The sequence below is a fragment of the Streptomyces sp. NPDC088387 genome (assembly GCF_044753385.1).
Classification (GTDB): Bacteria; Actinomycetota; Actinomycetes; order Streptomycetales; family Streptomycetaceae; genus Streptomyces.
Genome location: NZ_JBIVNC010000017.1, coordinates 153,743 through 170,456 on the forward strand (window position 1 = coordinate 153,743; position 16,714 = coordinate 170,456).

The window sequence follows — 16,714 nt, forward strand, 5'->3', positions numbered from 1 at the left end:
CAGACCGTGTCCACTCCCCGTCTCACTCTGTCCGCACCGGCCACCGAACCCCCGGCCGCCGCCGTGCCGAGCGCGCCGCAGCCCCAGCGGAAGCCGGGCCGCCTGCGTGAGCTGGCCTGGCTCGGCTTCACCCTGCCGGCCCTCTGCTGGTTCCTGACCTTCACCCTGGGCCCGCTGGTCAGCCTCTTCTGGTTCGCGCAGACCGACTGGCGGGGGCTCGTCGCACCGCGCACCTACACCGGCCTGGACAACGCCCAGCGCCTCCTCAACGACCCCGTCTTCCACCAGGCGGTGCTCAACTCGCTGGTTCAGATGGTGATTTCGCTGCCCATCGTGATCGGCGGAGCCTTCATGATCGCCTACTACCTGTCGCTGCGGCCTCCGGGCCACCGCTTCGTGCGGGCGGTGCTCTTCACTCCCGTACTGCTTTCCGCGCCGGCGCTGGCCATGGTCTTCGTCGGCGTGTTCGCCCCTTCCGGGGTGATCAACGGGTTCCTGCGGGGCGTCGGACTGGACTCTCAGATACGTCCCTGGCTCGCCCACGGCTCGACCGCCTCGATCGCGATAGTGGTCGTGATCATCTGGTCCTCGATGTCCGTCTCCGCCGTGCTTCTCGCCTCCCGGATGAACACCGTGCCCGACGAACTGTTCGAGGCCGCCGAACTCGACGGCTGCGGGCACTGGCGACGCATGTGGCTGATCGCATGGCCGGTGTGCCGCGAGTTCATCGGGGTCGTCACCATGCTCCAGTTCCTGTGGACGCTGTTCTCCTCCGCCGCCGTTGTGCTCCTTCTGACCCGGGGCGGACCGGGCACCGAGACGGTGAACCTCTCCTTCCTCGTCTACGACTACGCCTTCAACCAGTCCAAGGTCGGCTACAGCCAGGCCGTCGCCGTGATGCTGTTCCTCATCGGCGTCCTCGGTCTTCTCGGCATCCGCCGGTTGTTCCGGCAGAACTACTGACAGGACGCATCATGCTGCGTACCGCACATCGCGACTCGCCGCCCCTGCGCCGCTCGGGTCCGCTCAAGTACCTCGCACACCTCGCTGTCTGGTTGTACGTGGGGCTGCTCCTGCTGCCCCTGTACTACCTGCTGATCTCGGCCTTCAAGAGCAACGTCGGCATCCTCACCGCCCCGTTCTCGCCGTTCGCCGGGTTCGAGAGCGGGAACTTCGGCCGGGCGATGAGCGACGCCACGCTGGGTCCCGCACTGGTCAACCAGGCGTACGTGACCGTCTGCGCCAACCTGCTCACCCTGGCGCTGGCCATCCCCGCCGCCTTCGCACTGGCCAGGACCGGCGGAAGGATCGGCGCCGCCGTGGAGCGGGTGTTCGCACTGGGCTTTCTCATCCCGGGCTTCGCCGCGCTCGTCCCCACGGTGCTGCTCGCCATCAACATGGGTCTCTTCTACACACGTGAGTTCCTGATCCTCTTCCTGCCCGCCACCGCGCTCCCGCTCTCGGTCATCCTGCTCACCCAGGCAATGCGGGCCGTGCCCAGGGAGTTGGAGGAGTCCGCCGTGATCGACGGCGCCGGAAGCTGGCGTCTGCTGTGGTCGGTCTACTTCCCGCTCGCTCGACCCACCGTCGCCGTGGTGCTCATCCTCAACTTCCTGTCGTTCTGGAATGAGTACTTCTTCTCGCTCGTGATCGTCGGCCCGGACTCGGCGATCCGCACAGCGCAGGTCGCGCTGCCCACGCTGTCCCTCGCGAACTCCTCGCAGTACGGCGTACTGGCCGCCGGCATCGTCATCACGCTGATTCCGGTGTACGTCGTCTACGCGGCGTTCGCCGACAAGATGGAAGGGGCGGTGCTCGCAGGTGCAGTCAAGGGATGACCTGACAGGCGCTCCGCAGCAACCGGCGGTATTTGTTGGCCATCTCGGCCACTCCAACGGCGCGACCCATGCGGCTGTTGTGCTGCTGCCCGACGGAGACGCGCCTCTGAAGGCCGAACTGACGGATGGGGCAGGCGTGGTGACTGAGACCCTTTCGGTGGACGTCCCCCATGCGGTGCCGGGCTGGAGCGTTGGACCCTTCGCCAGGATCGACCTGCCCGAGCATGTCGGACCCGGGCGTCACACGGTCCGGGTGGTCACCACGGCCGGCACCGTCGAGTCCGCGCCCTTCGAGGTCGGGGCCGACCTCCTCCAGCGGCGCAGCATGTCCGACGTCCTCGCCTACTTCAAAGCGATGCGCTCCAGCGGTGAGATCGACCGCAAGGACCGCCACGCCCGGTTGTGGGCGGACAGCACCGGCCACGAAGTCGACGCGAGGGGTGGCTGGCTCGACGCCAGCGGCGACACCAGCAAGTTCCTCAGCCACCTCACCTACACCCGCACGATGAGCCCGCAGCAGATCCCTCTCTGCGCTTGGGCGATGATGGCCGCGCGTGACAACCTGGCCGACCGGCACCCGGCACTGATGCGTTCGCTCGGTGTCCGGCTGCGCGACGAGGCCCTGTGGGGTGCCGACTTCCTCGTACGGTTCCGCTCGCCCGAAGGCTACTTCTACACGGGCATCTTCGACGCGCTGACAAAACGACTCGAAGAGCGCGTGGTCACCGCACCGCTCCAGGACTGCGTCCGTACCGACGGCTACCGCGCCGCCTACCGGCAGGGCGGCGGCCTCGCCATCGCGGCGCTGGCGCGCGCCGCCACTCTCGACGACCACGGCGACTTCAGCCACGCCGATTACCTGGCGGCGGCCGAGAATGCCTTTGTTCACCTGGAAGCTCACAACACTGAATATCTCGACGACGGAACCGAGTCGATCGTCGACGACTATGCCGCGCTGCTCGCAGCCTCTGAGCTGGTGGCGGCCGGCGCTTCGGCGGCCTGTGGCGCTCACGAGGTGGCCCGCCGGCGCGCCCGGTCCCTGATCTCCCGTTACTTCCGTCCCGAGAACGGACCGGGCTGGTTCGTCGCCGACACCGAGGAGCGGCCGTTCTTCCACGCCGTCGAAGCCGGGTTGCCCGTGCTGGCATTGCTGCGGTTCGCGCAACTGCTCCCGGTCGCCTCCGAGGCGGCGCCCGCAACGGCGACAGCGGTGCGGGCCATGCTCGACACCATCGACCGCAGCCACGCGGTCCCCAACGCGTTCGGTTATCCGCGGCAACGGGTGCAGCCCTCCGGCGGTGTCCCGCGTGACGCGTTCTTCTTCCCGCACGCCAACGAGACCGGGTACTGGTGGCAGGGAGAGAACGCCACGGTCGCGTCGCTGTCGGCGGCTGCCAGTGCCTGTTCCGGACTGGACAATGTCGGCACACATGACCGGCTGCGGCTCCAGGCCTTCGCAGGCGACCAGTTGGCCTGGATTACCGGCCGCAACCCGTTCGACGTGTGCATGCTGCAAGGCCGCGGCCGCAACAACGTCGACTACGCCTCGGACTTTCCGAACATCCCCGGCGGCATCGTCAACGGCATCACCTCCGGCTGGAACGACGAGGACGACATCGCCTTCCTACCGCCCGACGCACCCGAGTCGGAGAGCTGGCGGTGGGCCGAGCAGTGGATCCCGCACACCGGCTGGTTTCTCCTCGCTGTCGCCTCCGCCCACTGACCGCACCCCTCGGCGCGCGGTATCGCGGAAAGCCACCTACTCATGAATCAGGAACGTTGACCATGTCCGGATCCCGTATCACCTTCCGTCAGGGCCAGGACGCTCAGCCCGCCGCCCTACAGCGGATCGCCGCCCGGGTGGGGAGCGTGCTTGCCGATTCCGATCTCACCGCCCTGCATCGCGCCAGGCGCCCCCTGTTCACCGGCATCGGCGCGTCGTACGCCGCGCTGGCCCTGCCGGTCGAAGTGCTGCGGCGCAACGGCATGGACACCCACCGCGTGCTGGCCGACGAGATCGCCAGGATCCCCCACGGCTTCGACACCGACATGCTGATCGGTGTCTCCCAGGGCGGGCGGAGCGCCGAGACCCTGGCGGCCTTCGAACAGGTGGGCTCGGGCGTACCGACCGTAGCCGTGCTCAACGTGGTGCCGTCTCCGCTGTACGAACTGGCAGATCTGTGCGTCGGGCTGGGCAACGAGCCGGACTCCTTCGCGTCCACCATCGGTTTCACCGGAACGATCGTCGCGCTCGACCTGCTGGCCGGCGCGTTCACCGGCCGCGAGCACCGCCCGGACCCGTGGCATGACATCGCCGGCCGGTTGACCGCCGTCCGCGAACAGGCGAGTACTGTCCTCGGTCCGCTGCTGGCGCGGGCCGCCGAATGTGTCGCTGTCGACGCCATCGCGTCGGGGACTTCGCGGACGTCGGCAGAGGCTTCCGCGCTGCTGCTGCGCGAAGTGGCCCGGCTCCCGGCCGCGGCGTTCGCGACCCGCAACCACCTGCACGGCGAGATGGAGTCGGCTGGCGGCACCTTGCACGTTCTGTACGGCGATGGCAGGGAGACACAGCTGGCCCGCACCCTCGCGGACGCCGGCCACCTCAGCCTGCTGCTCACCACGCAGGACGTGCCCGCCGGACCGAACCTCGCGGTGATCAGACTGCCTGAGCTCGACTGCGGTCCACGCAGTGTGCTGGAGGTCGCTGTCGCCCAGGAACTCGCGGCCGGGCTGGCCGAGGAGCGCGGACTGGTCATCGAGTCGTTCGTCTTCGCCAACAACGACACCAAGCAAGGCGGCCTGGACCCGGCCGACTTCGAAGTACCGGCATCGGCAGCAGAGGGTGCGGTATGACGTCGTCATGGCTTGTGGGCGTGGACATCGGCGGAACCAAGACGCATGTCCGGGCTGTGCCAGCGGACCTTCCCGGCCACACCGTCCTCGACCGCGTGGTGCCGTCCGACGGCTGGGCGGTACCGCCGATCGAAGCGGGCGCCGACTGGCTGGCGGTTCGGCTCGGCGCGGTGCTGGGCAGCGAGGTGTCCCTGGCCTCGGTGGCCGTTGGTGCTCACGGATGTGAGCGGCGCCGGCAGTGCGTCGAGCTGAGCGCGGCGCTCTCGGTCCGACTGGGGTGTCCGGTGACCACCGTCAACGACGCGGAACTGCTGGTGCCCGCGGCCGGTTTCGACGAGGGCATCGGTGTGGTCGTGGGGACGGGGGCCATCGCCGTGGCCACGGGTGGCGGCGACGACCTGGTTCGCGCCGGTGGCTGGGGGTGGGTGCTCAGCGACGACGGCAGTGCCTCCGCCCTGGTGAGGGACGCGGCCAGGGCGGTGCTGAGACGGGCCGACCGCGGCCAGGAGCCCGACGCCCTGGGCCTGGCCCTGATGCGCTCCGTCGGCGTTGGTGATCCGGCCGACCTCGCGCACTCCTTGAGCTGGGGTGACGGCCCGGAACACTGGGGCAGGCACGGCCGGGCCGTCACTCACGCGGCCTCGGAGGGCTCGGCGGACGCGCGAGCGGTACTCGCCCAAGGGGCCGACGGCATCGCCGAGTTGGTGACCACACTGGCGGATCGCGGGGTGGCCACCAACACGGTCGTACTGGGAGGCGGCCTCATGGCGCAGGTGCCTGCCTACGCGGATGCTGTTCGCGAGCGGATCTTGAGGGCACACCCCCTGGCCCGGGTGGAGCTGCTGCGGGCCCCACCGGTCGAAGGGGCACTCCGACTGGCCCAGCAGGCGCGGAAGCGGTGAGGCGCGGGCTCGACGCCCGCGGTGACAGCCCGACGCGAATTCCCGCCACGCCACCGGTCGGGCGCCGGGGCCGGGGCCGGGGCCGGACGTTGACGACCCGGCCGGACGCGGCTAGGTCATGTCGGTCGAAGGACTGTTCCGGGCTCGGAGGGCTTCGCCCACGGACTCGTCGCGCCACCGTTGCAACAACTCGTGGAAGGCGACGGCTCCGTGCGGGTAGGCGGTCGGACCGTTGGGCCTGCCGCGGCCTTCTCCGTTGTAGTAGCCGGGGGTGCACTCGGCGTGGAACCACTCGTGGTCGGGAGCGTCCTCGGTGAGAACGGCGACCCAGGCGTCTTCGCTTTCACGGGACGGTTCGATGACGGCCGTCTTGGCTTCAGCGGCCGCGATGAGAGCGGCAGCGTGCTTGGCCTGCTCGTCCAGTACGTGAGTGAAATTGACGCTGATGGCGCTCTGGAGGGGGCCCATTTGTATGAGGTTGGGGAAGCCGCGGCTGGTAAGGCCATGGAGTGTGCGTGCGTGCTCCCCCGAACGTCCACGAGGTAGTTGGACGCCACCCCTGCCGAGAACGGGAAGTCCGGCCAGACCGATGCTGGAAGCCCCGGTGTTGAATCCTGTGGCGAAGATCAGGCAGTCGAGTTCGTAGTTGATGCCACCGACCGTGACACCGTTCTCCGTGACGCGTTCGACGCCGCGTGTGCCTGCGGTGTCGACCAGGGTGACGTTCTCGCGGTTGAACGCCGGGTAGTACAGGTCCGAGAAGGTGGGGCGTTTACAGGCGTAGCGATACCAGGGCTTGAGTTTCTCGGCTGTGTCCGGATCCGTGACGGATGCCTCGACGCGGGCCCGCAGTTCATTCATCTTCATGGCGTCGGCAACCTCGTAGGCGGACTCGAAAGCCGACCGGTCGTCGGGGCGCTCGAAGCTCGAATGGAGCTTCTCGAGCAGGGTTGCCGACGCCGTCCACCGGTCCGCCACGAGGTCCTGTTCGACGTCCTCGCCGGAGACGATACGAAGGAAGTTCTCACGTCGCTTCCGGGCCCAGTCCTTACCGTCGGCGCCCACGTCCTCGGCCGTGGTGCGGCGGTTGCCTCGCACGTCGACGGTGGACGGGGTGCGTTGGAACACGTAGAGGTGCCCGGCGTCCTCGGCCAGCAGAGGGATGGCCTGAATGGCGGTGGCTCCTGTGCCGATGACGCCCACCCGCTTGTCCGCGAGGCCGGTCATTCCGCCCTCCGGGGTGCCACCGGTATAGGTGTAGTCCCATCGTGAGGTGTGGAAGGTGTGGCCGGTGAAGTCCTCGATGCCGGGTATCTTCGGGAGTTTCGGATCGGTGAGAGTACCCGAAGCTTCGACGACGTACCTGGCATGGAAGGCATCGCCCCGGTCGGTGACAACGATCCAGGACTCCGCCCCCTCGTCCCACTCCAGTGTCGTGACCGCGGTGGAGAAGAGGGCGTCCCGGTAGAGCGCGAACTTCGACGCGATCCGCACAGCGTGTCGGCGGATCTCGTCGCCCGGGGCGTACTTCCACTGCGGCACGTAACCGGTTTCGTCGAGCATCGGCAGGTACACGTGTGACTCGATGTCGCAGTGGACGCCCGGGTATCGGTTCCAGTACCAGGTTCCCCCGAAATCGCCGCCCTTCTCGACGATCCGGACGCGCTCAAGGCCCTGCTGCCGTAACCGCGCACCCGCAAGGATGCCTCCGAACCCACCGCCGACGACGGCAACGTCGACGGTGTCGTGCAGCGGGTCACGATCGATCGGCTCCGTGTACGGGTCGTCCGCGTAGAGGCTGAACTCGGCGTCCGTACCGACGTATTGCCGGGCGCCGTCCGGGCGGACGCGCCGATCTCGTTCGAGGCGGTAGCGCTGCCTCAGGGCGGCGAGCTCGTAGGAGGTCGGAGTTTGTGGGGTCGTCATTTAGTGACCTCGATCCTGGACGACAGAGCTGCCCCGATCGGGCGGCCGTCCGCTACGGTAGCAACAACCGGACAGCGATGTCCGGTTGGAGTTCCAGCGGCACGACGACATTCGGCCAAGGGACTTTCGACCGGTTGGCGCGCTGTCCAACCGGCCCTCCCGACCGCCCGGCGGGCAGAAAGATGTGATCTCCTATGCAACGACGCTCGGCCAGAGCTCTCGGCGCCCTCGCCGCAACAAGCGCGCTGATCCTCACCGGCTGCGGTACACAGAGCTCCGACCGCGGTGACGAGTTGTCGTCCCACTCCGCGGAAAGGACGGTCCGGGCACAGCAGTTCATGCATCTGACCGAGGTACACGCCGAGACCGGAATGACCTTGCTGGAGGGACCCACGTTCGGCGAGGACGGCGGCCTCTTCGTCGTTGACGTCACCGCGCCCGACGGCAAGCCCAAGGTCATACGCGTGGACGTCCGGAGGAAAACCCATCGCGCGGTACACACCAAGGGCAATGCGTCCTACGCCTCGGCGCAGTTCAGTCCGTACGACGGACGGCTCTATCTCAGCGACTTCGCGCACGGCGAGATCGTGAGTCTCGCGCCCGACGGCGGCGATCCGCGGACGTTCTTCACCGGCGATGTCGACGGTGCGCCGATGAACCCCGATGACATCGCGTTCGACCAGGACGGCAACCTGTACATCAGTGACTCTCGAGGCATGACCGAGGGCGAAGCCCACGGACGTATTGTGCGGATCGACCGCTCGGGGAGGAAAGTCACCGTGCTCGCCGACGATCTGGCCTCTCCGAACGGGATCTCATTCGATGTCGGGTATCGAGGGCTGTGGTTCAGCGAGCTCACGGAGAACCGGATCTCGTATCTGCGCCGCGACATGGAGGGTGCAGCGACACCCCGCCACACCGCAATCCGCGTGGACGGCGGAACCGCCCAGACCGACTCGATCGCCGTGGACGCGGCCGGCAACCTCTACCAGGGGCTGCACGGTCGGGCGGCGATGGCCGTGTACAACACGCACGGTGAGCGGATCGCAACGGTGGAGCTTCCGGCACGAACCAAAGGTCTGGATGAGGCCACCAACGTGGCCATCACACCCGGCGGCACTCAGGCCTACATGACTGTCAGCGGTCCGGCCGGCGGATATCTGTACACCTTCGAGGCACTCGCGAAGGGCATCCGACAGTCCAACGGTGGCTGACTCGGGCTCCGACTCAACCGCCGAAAGCCTGCACCGGCCCCACCTCGACACCGAGCAGCCGCCAGGCGGCCACTGCGCGGCGTTCACGCGCTTCACGGGTGGGGCCGACGGCAGCGGCCGAGACCATGGCCACCGACAGCGCGAGGTCTTCTCCAGCGTCCAGCCGGTGCCCTTGGGGCAGATGCCTCCGCAGGGCGGTCTCCACACGCTCCGACAGTGCGAGGGCGTGGGCAAGGATGCCGGAGGGCCCGGCGGCACCGTCGGCATGCATAAGGCCGACGAAGGCCGCGGACCCCGCCAGGTGCCACGTCAACACCCCAAGGACATCGGCGAAGGTCGTGCTCTCCAGCTCCGCTGCCTGCTCGACCTGCCGCACGTTCTCCTCCAGAACTGCCTTCACCACGGCAGTCCGGTCCGGAAAGTGTCGGTAGAGGACGCCCTGCCCGACTCCAGCGCTACGGGCCACCGCGGACAGCGGCGCATCCAGACCCTGCTCCGCAAATATCTCCCGGGCTGCGGTGATCAGAGCGGCCCGGTTACGGGCAGCGGCCTTCGGACCGTCGTTCGCGGGCCGCCGTTCCACTCGCTCGGTACGCTCCATGCCTGGCAGCCTACCGGCCGGCGAGATGGCACCTCCCACGATCTGTCGCGCCGCCCCGCCCACGATTGCGGTCTCCGCGCACGACCGGAGAACGGCAGCCCGCCGGGCGAGTAACACCCACTTCTCTTCGCCGTACGGATTGATCGAGAACGGGCGCGCGCCGACGCGAGATGGTGCTTCTCGGCGACCTCGGCCACGTAGTGCTGGATGACCAGTCCCGTCCCGATCATCTCCACGTTGATCGGCCTGGGTCCTACTGGGTCGTCCTCCGGGAAGCGACACCGTGTCGGCTTCGCCGCGCTCACTCAGACCCCAGCTCTGTCATACGGGCCGACTCGTCCCAGAACGAACCGGCCAGCGCGGTGTCTCCCGTCTGTTTCGGCATCTTCGACGCAACGTGGCGCTTCTCGTAGTAGCGGCCCGACTCCCAGTCCTTGCCCGGCTCACCCTCCGCGAGCCAGATCAGTTGCTGAGCGCCCGCTTCGGGGCTGCCCATGAAGGCCCGGCTGATCGGGTTACGGAAGAAGGGGCGCATGATGCTCGAGCTCTGCGTCGCGAAGCTGGAGGCCACCATTCCCGGGTGGAAGGCCGCGGACGAGACCCCGAAGTCGTGCCAGCGACGGTGCAGTTCTTCTGTGAAGAGGATGTTCGCCAGCTTCGCCGTGCCATAGGCACGCTGCGGGGTGTAGTCCCGTTCGTGCTGAAGGTCGTCCATGACCAACCGGCCCATGGCTCGGGCAGCTCCACTGGACGTCTGGATCACGGACGCGCGACTCGTCATGAGCTTCGTGCGGAGCAGTCCGGTCAGCAGAAACGGTGCGAGATGGTTGACCTGGAAGGTCGTCTCGAATCCGTCGGGCGTGGGCGTGCGGTCCCCGAACACACCGCCGGCGTTGTTGGCGAGGACATCGATTCGGGGCAGGGCCTCGTCCAGCTGTGCCGCCAGCCGGCGTACCTCACGGAACTGCGTGAAGTCCGCGACAAAGTACCTGGCGTCGAGCTCGTCGGCGACGGCCGCGGTGCGCTCGGGTGAGCGTCCCACGACCACAACCTGGTGGCCCGCCTTGCTCAAGCCGCGTGCTGCCGCGGCCCCGATTCCGTCGCTGGCACCGGTGATGACGATGGTCTTGGTCATGAGGGATTCCTCTCCGGGGAGTTGGTGTCACGTCCTGTTCGGCTCGCCGAGAACCGCGAACAGGCGGCCGTGCGGGGATGGTTCAGTGTGTGGAGACCAGAGGGCGTTCGGACTCTGCTTCGGTCAGGCCCACTCGATCGTGGAGACGACGTAGGGGGCGAGGAGCCCACCATGCGTGTCGGCCGAGCAGACGCATGGCGGCGGGCACGAGGATGCCGCGAATGAGGAGAGCGTCGATCAGGACGGCCAGCCCGCAGCCGAGCCCGAAGAACTGTAGGAAGCTCACGGACGCGGTTCCGAAGGCGAAGAAACTGACGGCGAGGAGGCCGGCCGCTGTGGAGACGATGCGCCCTGTGCGCGCGAGACCGTTGGTGACTGCCTCCACGGTTCCGGCACCGTCGTCGTGCAGCTCCTTGATACGGCTGGTGAGGAACACCTCGTAGTCCATCGAGAGTCCGAAGGCGATGCAGAACAGCGCAACGGTCATCGCGGTATCCACCGGATGCGGAGTGAAGCCGAGGACAGAGGCGAAATGGCCGTCCTGGAAGATCCACACCATTGCGCCGAGGGAGGCGGAGATGCCCAGCGCGTTGAGGATCAGTGCCCGAACAGGCTGGGCGAGGCTGCCGGTGAAGAGGAACAACAGGATCAGCGTGGTCAACACGACCAGCCCTGCCGCATAGGGCAACCGCACCCCGATGGCGTGCTTGGTGTCGACAAGGCGGGCAGCATCGCCGGTGACCATCACGGACGAGCCGTGTGGGGCGGGCAGCGCACGGATCTCACCCACCAGGTGCTGTGCGGCCGAGGAGTGCCCGGCCAAGTCAGTGGAAACCGTGACGAGATGGGTGTCGCCCTTCGTCACTTCCGTGACGCGAGCGACATGCGGCAGGTTGCCGATGGTCGCCGGCAGCCTTCCGGGGTCACCATGGACGACAGCTTGCAGTGAAGTCGCTTGGTCGCCGGCGAAATCGGTACGCAGCTGGTCCGAGGCTGCGCGGGCCGGTGCGGCAGCGGGCAGCACCTCTTGGTCGGGCGTGCCGAAGACGGCGTGCAGCAGGGGGCTTGCCATGGCCAGCAGCAGTGCCAGCGGCGCCAGGGCCATCAGCGGGCGACGCATGACCGCCCCTGCAAGACGACCCCAGAACGGCGCTGCACTGCTCTGACGCTTCTTGGACCATGGCAGTCGGCCCGCCTCGACCCTGTGGCCGAGCACCGCCAGCAGGGCGGGCATGAGCACGAGGGCCGCTGCGGCCGCGATGGCAACTACGCCGATGCCGGCGTAAGCGAAGGAACGCAGGAAGTACAGCGGGAAGATCAACAGTGCGGCCAAAGCGGCGATCACCGTGGCCGCGGAGAAGAGGATCGTCCGGCCCGCGGTCCGCACAGTGGTTGTCACAGCCGTGCGGGTGTCGGTGCCTTGTGCGGTCAGTTCCCGGAAGCGAGCCACCATCAACAAGGCGTAGTCCACGCCGAGCGCCAGGCCGAGGGCGGTCGTCAGGTTGACTGCGTAGATGGAAACGTCGGTGATGCGGCCGAGGATCGACAACTCGGCGAACGTACCGAGGATCGCGACAAGCCCCACCGCGAGGGGCAGGGTGGCAGCTACGACGCTACCGAAGGCAAGCACCAGCAGGAGCAGCGTCAACGGCACCGCTATCGACTCGGCAAGTCCGAGATCCTTGCCCACTTGGGTACTGACAGCACGGTTGACGACGGCCTCACCTCCCGCACGGACAGTGATGGCCGACGTGTCGTGCACATAGGTGTCGAGAGTCCGGCCGACCAGCCCGTTTTCCGAATTGTCCTCGTTGTCACCCTTGCCGACGTGGGCGACGATCTCCGCGGTAGCGCCGTCCTTGGACCTCAGTTCCGGGTTGCGCGTCTGCCAGTACGACGTGACGTCATGCACGTCGGGGTCTTTCGCGAGACGATCGGCGATCCGGGTGCCGGCGGCCGCGGGTGCGGCATCGTCGATGGAGCCGCTACGGGCCTTGACGAGCAGAACCAGGTTGGGCGCACCTCCGAAGGCGCGGTCAACAATCCGTCCCGCGCGAGTGGACTGTGCGCCCTCCGCATCGAAGCCACCCCCCTTCAGCTGTCCGAACGCGCCGACTCCCACGGCACCCAGGCAGGCCAGCGCCACCACGGAGAGGATCAGAACGAGCTTGGCCCGTCGGTGAATCAACGACGCAAATGAGGCGAGCATGACGCTCCCTTGGGGTAATGTTGACACTGTTAACTTCCGAGCGTCAGTCTGCTCCCAGAAGTTAACGGTGTCAACATTGGGCAGGATGAAGAGCATGAGCCGCAGCACGTACCATCATGGAAATCTGGCGAAAGCGCTGGTCGAAGCAGGTATTGACCTCGCCCGGACCGGTGGCCCCGACGCCGTCGTGCTACGCGAGGTCGCCCGCCGAGCCGGAGTGTCACCGACGGCCGCGTACCGTCACTTCGCAGGGCAGCAGGACTTGCTGAAGCAGATCAAGCACCGAGCCACGGACATGCTGGCCGAGCGCATCCGGGCAGCCCTGGACACGATCCCTCAGAGCGGCAACCCGCAGGACGTCGCGATCGCGCGTCTCCTCGCTGGAGCTCGTGCGTACATCGACTTCGCACGCGACGAGCCGGGCTGCTTCGCCACCGCTTTCCGCCGCACGGAAGGCGACACCTCGTTCTCCGACAATGACGCCGAAATGGCCGAGGACGACGCCTTTCGTATGGTCAGCTCGCTCGTCGATGGCTTCGTGACCGCCGGCCTCATGGCACCGGAGAACCGTCCCGGGGCGGAGTTCGCCGCCTGGTCCGCAGTCCACGGCGTAGCAATCCTGCTCATGGAGGGCCCCTTGCGCAGGCTGCCCACCGAGGTCCAGGACGCCGCCGCGGAACGCACGTTTCACATGATTGTGGAGGGGCTCGCCAGCCCTCGCCGACATACGTGACCTTCGCACCCATGGGCCTGCGCTCTCGGTCCCACGCCCTGGCCCATCACCGAGGAGCCACCCTGCGCCCCGCCGGAGCCAATGGGACCGATACCGAACCCGGCCGCGCCACTGCCCCGCAGCAACGCGCCACTGCCCCGCGGCAAATCGTCGCGGCGAGAGGTGCCGACCTGCACCGGCGCCACCAACCAGGATCGACCTCGGCTCGGACATGGCGACGGCTCCGGCAACTTCTCGCCCACCAACCAGATGTAGCCGGGAGCAACATCATTGCTACGATGCAGGCATGGGTGCCCGCTCTTATCACCATGGAGACCTACGCGCCGCGCTCATCGCCAGCGCTGAGCGTGCTCTACAGGAGAACGGCGCCGCGGGCATCAACTTGCGGGAGCTGGCGCGCGACATCGACGTCAGTCACGCCGCCCCGAGGAGACATTTCAAGGACAAGCACGACCTCCTCGACGCGCTCGCAGTCTCGGGCTACCTGCGACTCACCGCAGCCCTGGACGAGGTCGACGACGAGTCACTCCCGTTCGCCCAACGCCTGACTGCGCGCGCCGACGCGTACTTGCGCTTCGCCGCCGCCAACGGCGCACTCCTGGAGCTGATGGTCTCCCGCAAACACCGGCCGGACACGAACGCGGAACTGCCGGCCGCGCTGGATCGGACGATGAGACCGATACTCCAGATGATCACCGAGGCGCAGGAGCGCGGAGAGATCGTCAACGAAGACCCCGAGGGCATCGCCCTGTCGCTGGGTGCGAGCATTCACGGCCTGGCCGTCCTGGTGGCCAACGGCGCCTTCGAGGCGGATTCCGCCGTCGACGCATTGGAGACCCTCCTGCGTCACCTGCTGCGCGGCCTCACTCCTCCACAGGCGGCCTCCTAGAGATCCGGCCCCTCAGGACCAGCAGGGCTCACGCCGGGCCACCAGCCCCACGCGAGGCCGATGCCGACCTCGCCGGCGTCATCAGCATTACCGCATGTCACGTCACGCGTAGCCGCTCAACACGTGGACATGTACACGACCGCCACACCATCCCGCCCAAAAAACTGGCCCCCACCTGCAATGTTTCTCTTGTCATCATTCTTTCCATTGACTACATTCGAGGCATGATCGAGACACTCAATACAAGTCCTTCATGGGATGCCAGTCACATGCCCGACCTCTCGGGCCGGACCGCGATCGTCACGGGCGCCAACTCCGGTATCGGGTTCGAGACCGCGTTCGCACTCACGCGGGCGGGGGCCCACGTTGTCCTGGCCGTGCGGGACCGCGCACGCGGCGAAGCGGCAGCAGCACGCATGCCGGGCAGTACCGAAGTACGCCACCTGGATCTCGCCGACCTGGCGTCCGTACACGAGTTCGCCGACACCTGGTCCAGCCCCATCGACCTACTGGTCAACAACGCCGGAGTCTCGGTCGACAAGCCCGGTCGCACAAAGGACGGCTTCGAAATCCTCTTCGGCACAAACCACTTGGGTCCGTTCGCGCTGACCAACCGACTCTTGCCCTACATCTCCGGCCGCATCGTCACCGTTGCCTCAGGTGCCCACCGGATGATTGACGAGGTCGCCTACACAAGCCGCCCCGACCTCTCCAGCCGACAGGGACTGGTGCGCGCATACGGTCGTTCCAAGCTGGCGAACCTGCTGTTCACTCTTGAACTTCAGCACCGTCTGTCCAAGGCCGGCTCACAGGTCCGCGCCCTGGCGGCCCATCCAGGCCTGTCCAGCACCAATCTGTGGAGCGGTATCAACCCGGTCGCGCGTGCGGTGTTCGCTGTCTACGCACGCTTCTACGCCCAGGATGCTCGGTCAGGTGCGCTCCCCACCCTCTACGCCGCTACCCAGGACCTACCTGGCGCCAGCTACGTCGGGCCCGATGGTAAGAACGAACTGAAGGGCGCGCCCACTTTGGTCGGCCGTACGCCAACTGCCTCTGATCCCACGATCGCCACCCAACTCTGGGATCTTTCCGAGGAGCTGACAGGAGTTCAGTTCTCCCTCACGGGCCAGGAGGACTTCAATCCCGCCTGAGAGCAGCCCGCCTCGGGAGGTGGGAGTGTACAAAGCTCGCCGGCCGGAGAAGCGACCACACGACGACGACCCCGAGGGCAGCACTGCAACAGGTCGACGTGGACCTTCCCTTCCGGTTTCCCTTCTGACACAGTTCACAAAAATCTTTCCGTAAAAGTGCACTAGAAATATACTTTTGCCTTTGCGCAACGGTGATTCCATGGACCACAAGCACCTGCGGTACTTTCTGGCCGTAGCGGAGACGCTGAACTTCGGGCGCGCGGCGCAGCAACTGCACATCGCGCCATCACCACTGAGTCGGGCCATTCAGCAACTGGAGGCCGAGATCGGCGGCCGGCTCTTCAACCGGGACACCCGCAAGGTCGCACTCACACCCCTTGGCATGGCCCTGGTACCGAGAGCCGAGCGTGCAGTCGGGGAGATGGACTCACTCACGCGGGACATGTACAAACGGGCTCGAGGAAGGGCGGATGTCAACCTCGGGTTCCGATCGGTCCCGCACGACATCCTCCGACTTGTGACGGCGGCCGTGAAGGGCGACAAGGCCGGTGATGTCGACGTACAGCTACGCCCGTTGGTCTCTGAGACCCAGATCCGAGCGGTCCTTGCGAACGAACTCGACGTGGGAATCGTGCAGCAGCGGGTGCACCATCGAAGTCTGCAATACCTGCCCATCCTCATCGAGACCATGGGGATGGCGCTGCCGGATCAGGGGCGGTACACACCGCTGGTCTCTGCCTCGATCGAGACACTCGCAGATCTGACGCTGCTTCTTCCGGCGACAACCGGCATCGCAGCCAGCCCGGAGCTAGAGCAATACGGTTCCGCTGCAAGGGCCGTTTTCGCGGTCGACTTCGACATCGTCGGCGGGTTCGCCGCACTGATCGCGGGCGGCGGCCACTGCTGCTTCGCTCCGCTGGATCCTGGAGCGCCCTGGCACCAGTACGTCGCCGCGCCCGGCGTGGTGATCAAGCCTCTCGCTCCGAGGACGACGGTCACAACATTCCTTGTGTGGCGGTCGTCTCGGGACAATGCCGAGGATCTCGGTCACGTCCTCCACCGTCTCCGCGCAGCGTTTCCAGAGCCGGTGCGGCGATGACCCGGAGGACTGTCAGGGGCTACACCTGAGAAGTGGAACAGATCTCCCACGGAGACAGAGAAGCCGCGAGCGCGACTGGTGTCGCTTCATCGGCCTGGGGTGGCAGTGGAGCAGCGTCGGACGGCCCGCCGCCCGGGGGATGGGCCGCGGGCCGTCGCCCTCGC

General features: G+C 67.1%; 14 protein-coding genes. 10 read left to right on the plus strand and 4 right to left on the minus strand.

The window, feature by feature from the left end:
• The first annotated feature begins 6 nt into the window (after positions 1-6).
• The 5 genes from ACIQAC_RS34675 to ACIQAC_RS34695 all read left to right on the plus strand — a co-directional run bounded on the left by ACIQAC_RS34675 (position 7) and on the right by ACIQAC_RS34695 (position 5,593).
• The gene (locus ACIQAC_RS34675) at positions 7-963 is read left to right on the plus strand and encodes a carbohydrate ABC transporter permease (protein WP_402198289.1); all 957 of its coding nucleotides are present in this window, start codon (positions 7-9) and stop codon (positions 961-963) included.
• A gap of 11 nt (positions 964-974) precedes the next feature.
• Complete coding sequence (locus tag ACIQAC_RS34680) at positions 975-1,838, plus strand: carbohydrate ABC transporter permease (protein WP_402198291.1); 864 nt, start codon at positions 975-977, stop codon at positions 1,836-1,838.
• Between the two features lie 139 nt (positions 1,839-1,977).
• Positions 1,978-3,561: a glycoside hydrolase family 9 protein gene (locus tag ACIQAC_RS34685; protein WP_402198294.1), complete on the plus strand. Its 1,584-nt coding sequence runs from the start codon at positions 1,978-1,980 to the stop codon at positions 3,559-3,561.
• Between the two features lie 62 nt (positions 3,562-3,623).
• Complete coding sequence (locus ACIQAC_RS34690) at positions 3,624-4,691, plus strand: SIS domain-containing protein (RefSeq protein WP_402198295.1); 1,068 nt, start codon at positions 3,624-3,626, stop codon at positions 4,689-4,691.
• Positions 4,688-5,593, plus strand: a complete 906-nt coding sequence (locus tag ACIQAC_RS34695) for a BadF/BadG/BcrA/BcrD ATPase family protein (protein ID WP_402198298.1) — start codon at positions 4,688-4,690, stop codon at positions 5,591-5,593. The genes ACIQAC_RS34690 and ACIQAC_RS34695 overlap by 4 nt, the downstream gene beginning before the upstream one ends.
• A gap of 111 nt (positions 5,594-5,704) precedes the next feature.
• Here the strand turns inward: ACIQAC_RS34695 and ACIQAC_RS34700 are convergent, their stop codons facing one another.
• Positions 5,705-7,519: a flavin-containing monooxygenase gene (locus tag ACIQAC_RS34700; protein ID WP_402198300.1), complete on the minus strand. Its 1,815-nt coding sequence runs from the start codon at positions 7,517-7,519 to the stop codon at positions 5,705-5,707.
• 194 nt (positions 7,520-7,713) lie between these two features.
• On the opposite strand from ACIQAC_RS34700, the gene ACIQAC_RS34705 reads away from it, so the two are divergent.
• Entirely contained in the window at positions 7,714-8,733 is a 1,020-nt protein-coding gene (locus ACIQAC_RS34705) for an SMP-30/gluconolactonase/LRE family protein (protein ID WP_402198302.1), read from the plus strand.
• 13 nt (positions 8,734-8,746) lie between these two features.
• Here the strand turns inward: ACIQAC_RS34705 and ACIQAC_RS34710 are convergent, their stop codons facing one another.
• The 3 genes from ACIQAC_RS34710 to ACIQAC_RS34720 form a co-directional block, all read right to left on the minus strand.
• Positions 8,747-9,334: a TetR/AcrR family transcriptional regulator gene (locus tag ACIQAC_RS34710; RefSeq protein WP_402198305.1), complete on the minus strand. Its 588-nt coding sequence runs from the start codon at positions 9,332-9,334 to the stop codon at positions 8,747-8,749.
• A 301-nt stretch (positions 9,335-9,635) separates the two neighbouring features.
• A complete protein-coding gene (locus tag ACIQAC_RS34715) occupies positions 9,636-10,469 on the minus strand; it encodes an SDR family NAD(P)-dependent oxidoreductase (protein WP_402198307.1) in 834 nt (277 codons plus the stop codon).
• An 82-nt stretch (positions 10,470-10,551) separates the two neighbouring features.
• Positions 10,552-12,678 carry an MMPL family transporter gene (locus ACIQAC_RS34720; protein ID WP_402198310.1) on the minus strand — a complete coding sequence of 709 codons (2,127 nt, stop codon included), beginning with the start codon at positions 12,676-12,678 and terminating at the stop codon, positions 10,552-10,554.
• A gap of 94 nt (positions 12,679-12,772) precedes the next feature.
• On the opposite strand from ACIQAC_RS34720, the gene ACIQAC_RS34725 reads away from it, so the two are divergent.
• From ACIQAC_RS34725 to ACIQAC_RS34740, 4 genes are all read left to right on the plus strand, one after another.
• Entirely contained in the window at positions 12,773-13,411 is a 639-nt protein-coding gene (locus ACIQAC_RS34725) for a TetR/AcrR family transcriptional regulator (protein ID WP_402198312.1), read from the plus strand.
• Positions 13,412-13,697: 286 nt separating this feature from the next.
• Positions 13,698-14,300, plus strand: coding sequence for a TetR/AcrR family transcriptional regulator (locus ACIQAC_RS34730; protein ID WP_402198315.1), 603 nt, complete (start codon positions 13,698-13,700; stop codon positions 14,298-14,300).
• Positions 14,301-14,524: 224 nt separating this feature from the next.
• The gene (locus tag ACIQAC_RS34735; protein ID WP_402198317.1) at positions 14,525-15,451 is read left to right on the plus strand and encodes an oxidoreductase; all 927 of its coding nucleotides are present in this window, start codon (positions 14,525-14,527) and stop codon (positions 15,449-15,451) included.
• 199 nt (positions 15,452-15,650) lie between these two features.
• Positions 15,651-16,550, plus strand: a complete 900-nt coding sequence (locus ACIQAC_RS34740; RefSeq protein WP_402198319.1) for a LysR family transcriptional regulator — start codon at positions 15,651-15,653, stop codon at positions 16,548-16,550.
• The last annotated feature ends 164 nt before the right edge of the window (positions 16,551-16,714 follow it).

Excerpts from the sequence above, each read along its gene's own strand:
- ACIQAC_RS34715 (WP_402198307.1), bottom strand. The coding sequence starts at position 10,469 with ATGACCAAGACCATCGTCATCACCGGTGCCAGCGACGGAATCGGGGCC.
- ACIQAC_RS34695 (WP_402198298.1), top strand. The coding sequence starts at position 4,688 with ATGACGTCGTCATGGCTTGTGGGCGTGGACATCGGCGGAACCAAGACG.
- ACIQAC_RS34740 (WP_402198319.1), top strand. The coding sequence starts at position 15,651 with ATGGACCACAAGCACCTGCGGTACTTTCTGGCCGTAGCGGAGACGCTG.
- ACIQAC_RS34730 (WP_402198315.1), top strand. The coding sequence starts at position 13,698 with ATGGGTGCCCGCTCTTATCACCATGGAGACCTACGCGCCGCGCTCATC.
- ACIQAC_RS34720 (WP_402198310.1), bottom strand. The coding sequence starts at position 12,678 with ATGCTCGCCTCATTTGCGTCGTTGATTCACCGACGGGCCAAGCTCGTT.
- ACIQAC_RS34700 (WP_402198300.1), bottom strand. The coding sequence starts at position 7,519 with ATGACGACCCCACAAACTCCGACCTCCTACGAGCTCGCCGCCCTGAGG.
- ACIQAC_RS34705 (WP_402198302.1), top strand. The coding sequence starts at position 7,714 with ATGCAACGACGCTCGGCCAGAGCTCTCGGCGCCCTCGCCGCAACAAGC.
- ACIQAC_RS34710 (WP_402198305.1), bottom strand. The coding sequence starts at position 9,334 with ATGGAGCGTACCGAGCGAGTGGAACGGCGGCCCGCGAACGACGGTCCG.
- ACIQAC_RS34735 (WP_402198317.1), top strand. The coding sequence starts at position 14,525 with ATGATCGAGACACTCAATACAAGTCCTTCATGGGATGCCAGTCACATG.
- ACIQAC_RS34725 (WP_402198312.1), top strand. The coding sequence starts at position 12,773 with ATGAGCCGCAGCACGTACCATCATGGAAATCTGGCGAAAGCGCTGGTC.
- ACIQAC_RS34680 (WP_402198291.1), top strand. The coding sequence starts at position 975 with ATGCTGCGTACCGCACATCGCGACTCGCCGCCCCTGCGCCGCTCGGGT.
- ACIQAC_RS34690 (WP_402198295.1), top strand. The coding sequence starts at position 3,624 with ATGTCCGGATCCCGTATCACCTTCCGTCAGGGCCAGGACGCTCAGCCC.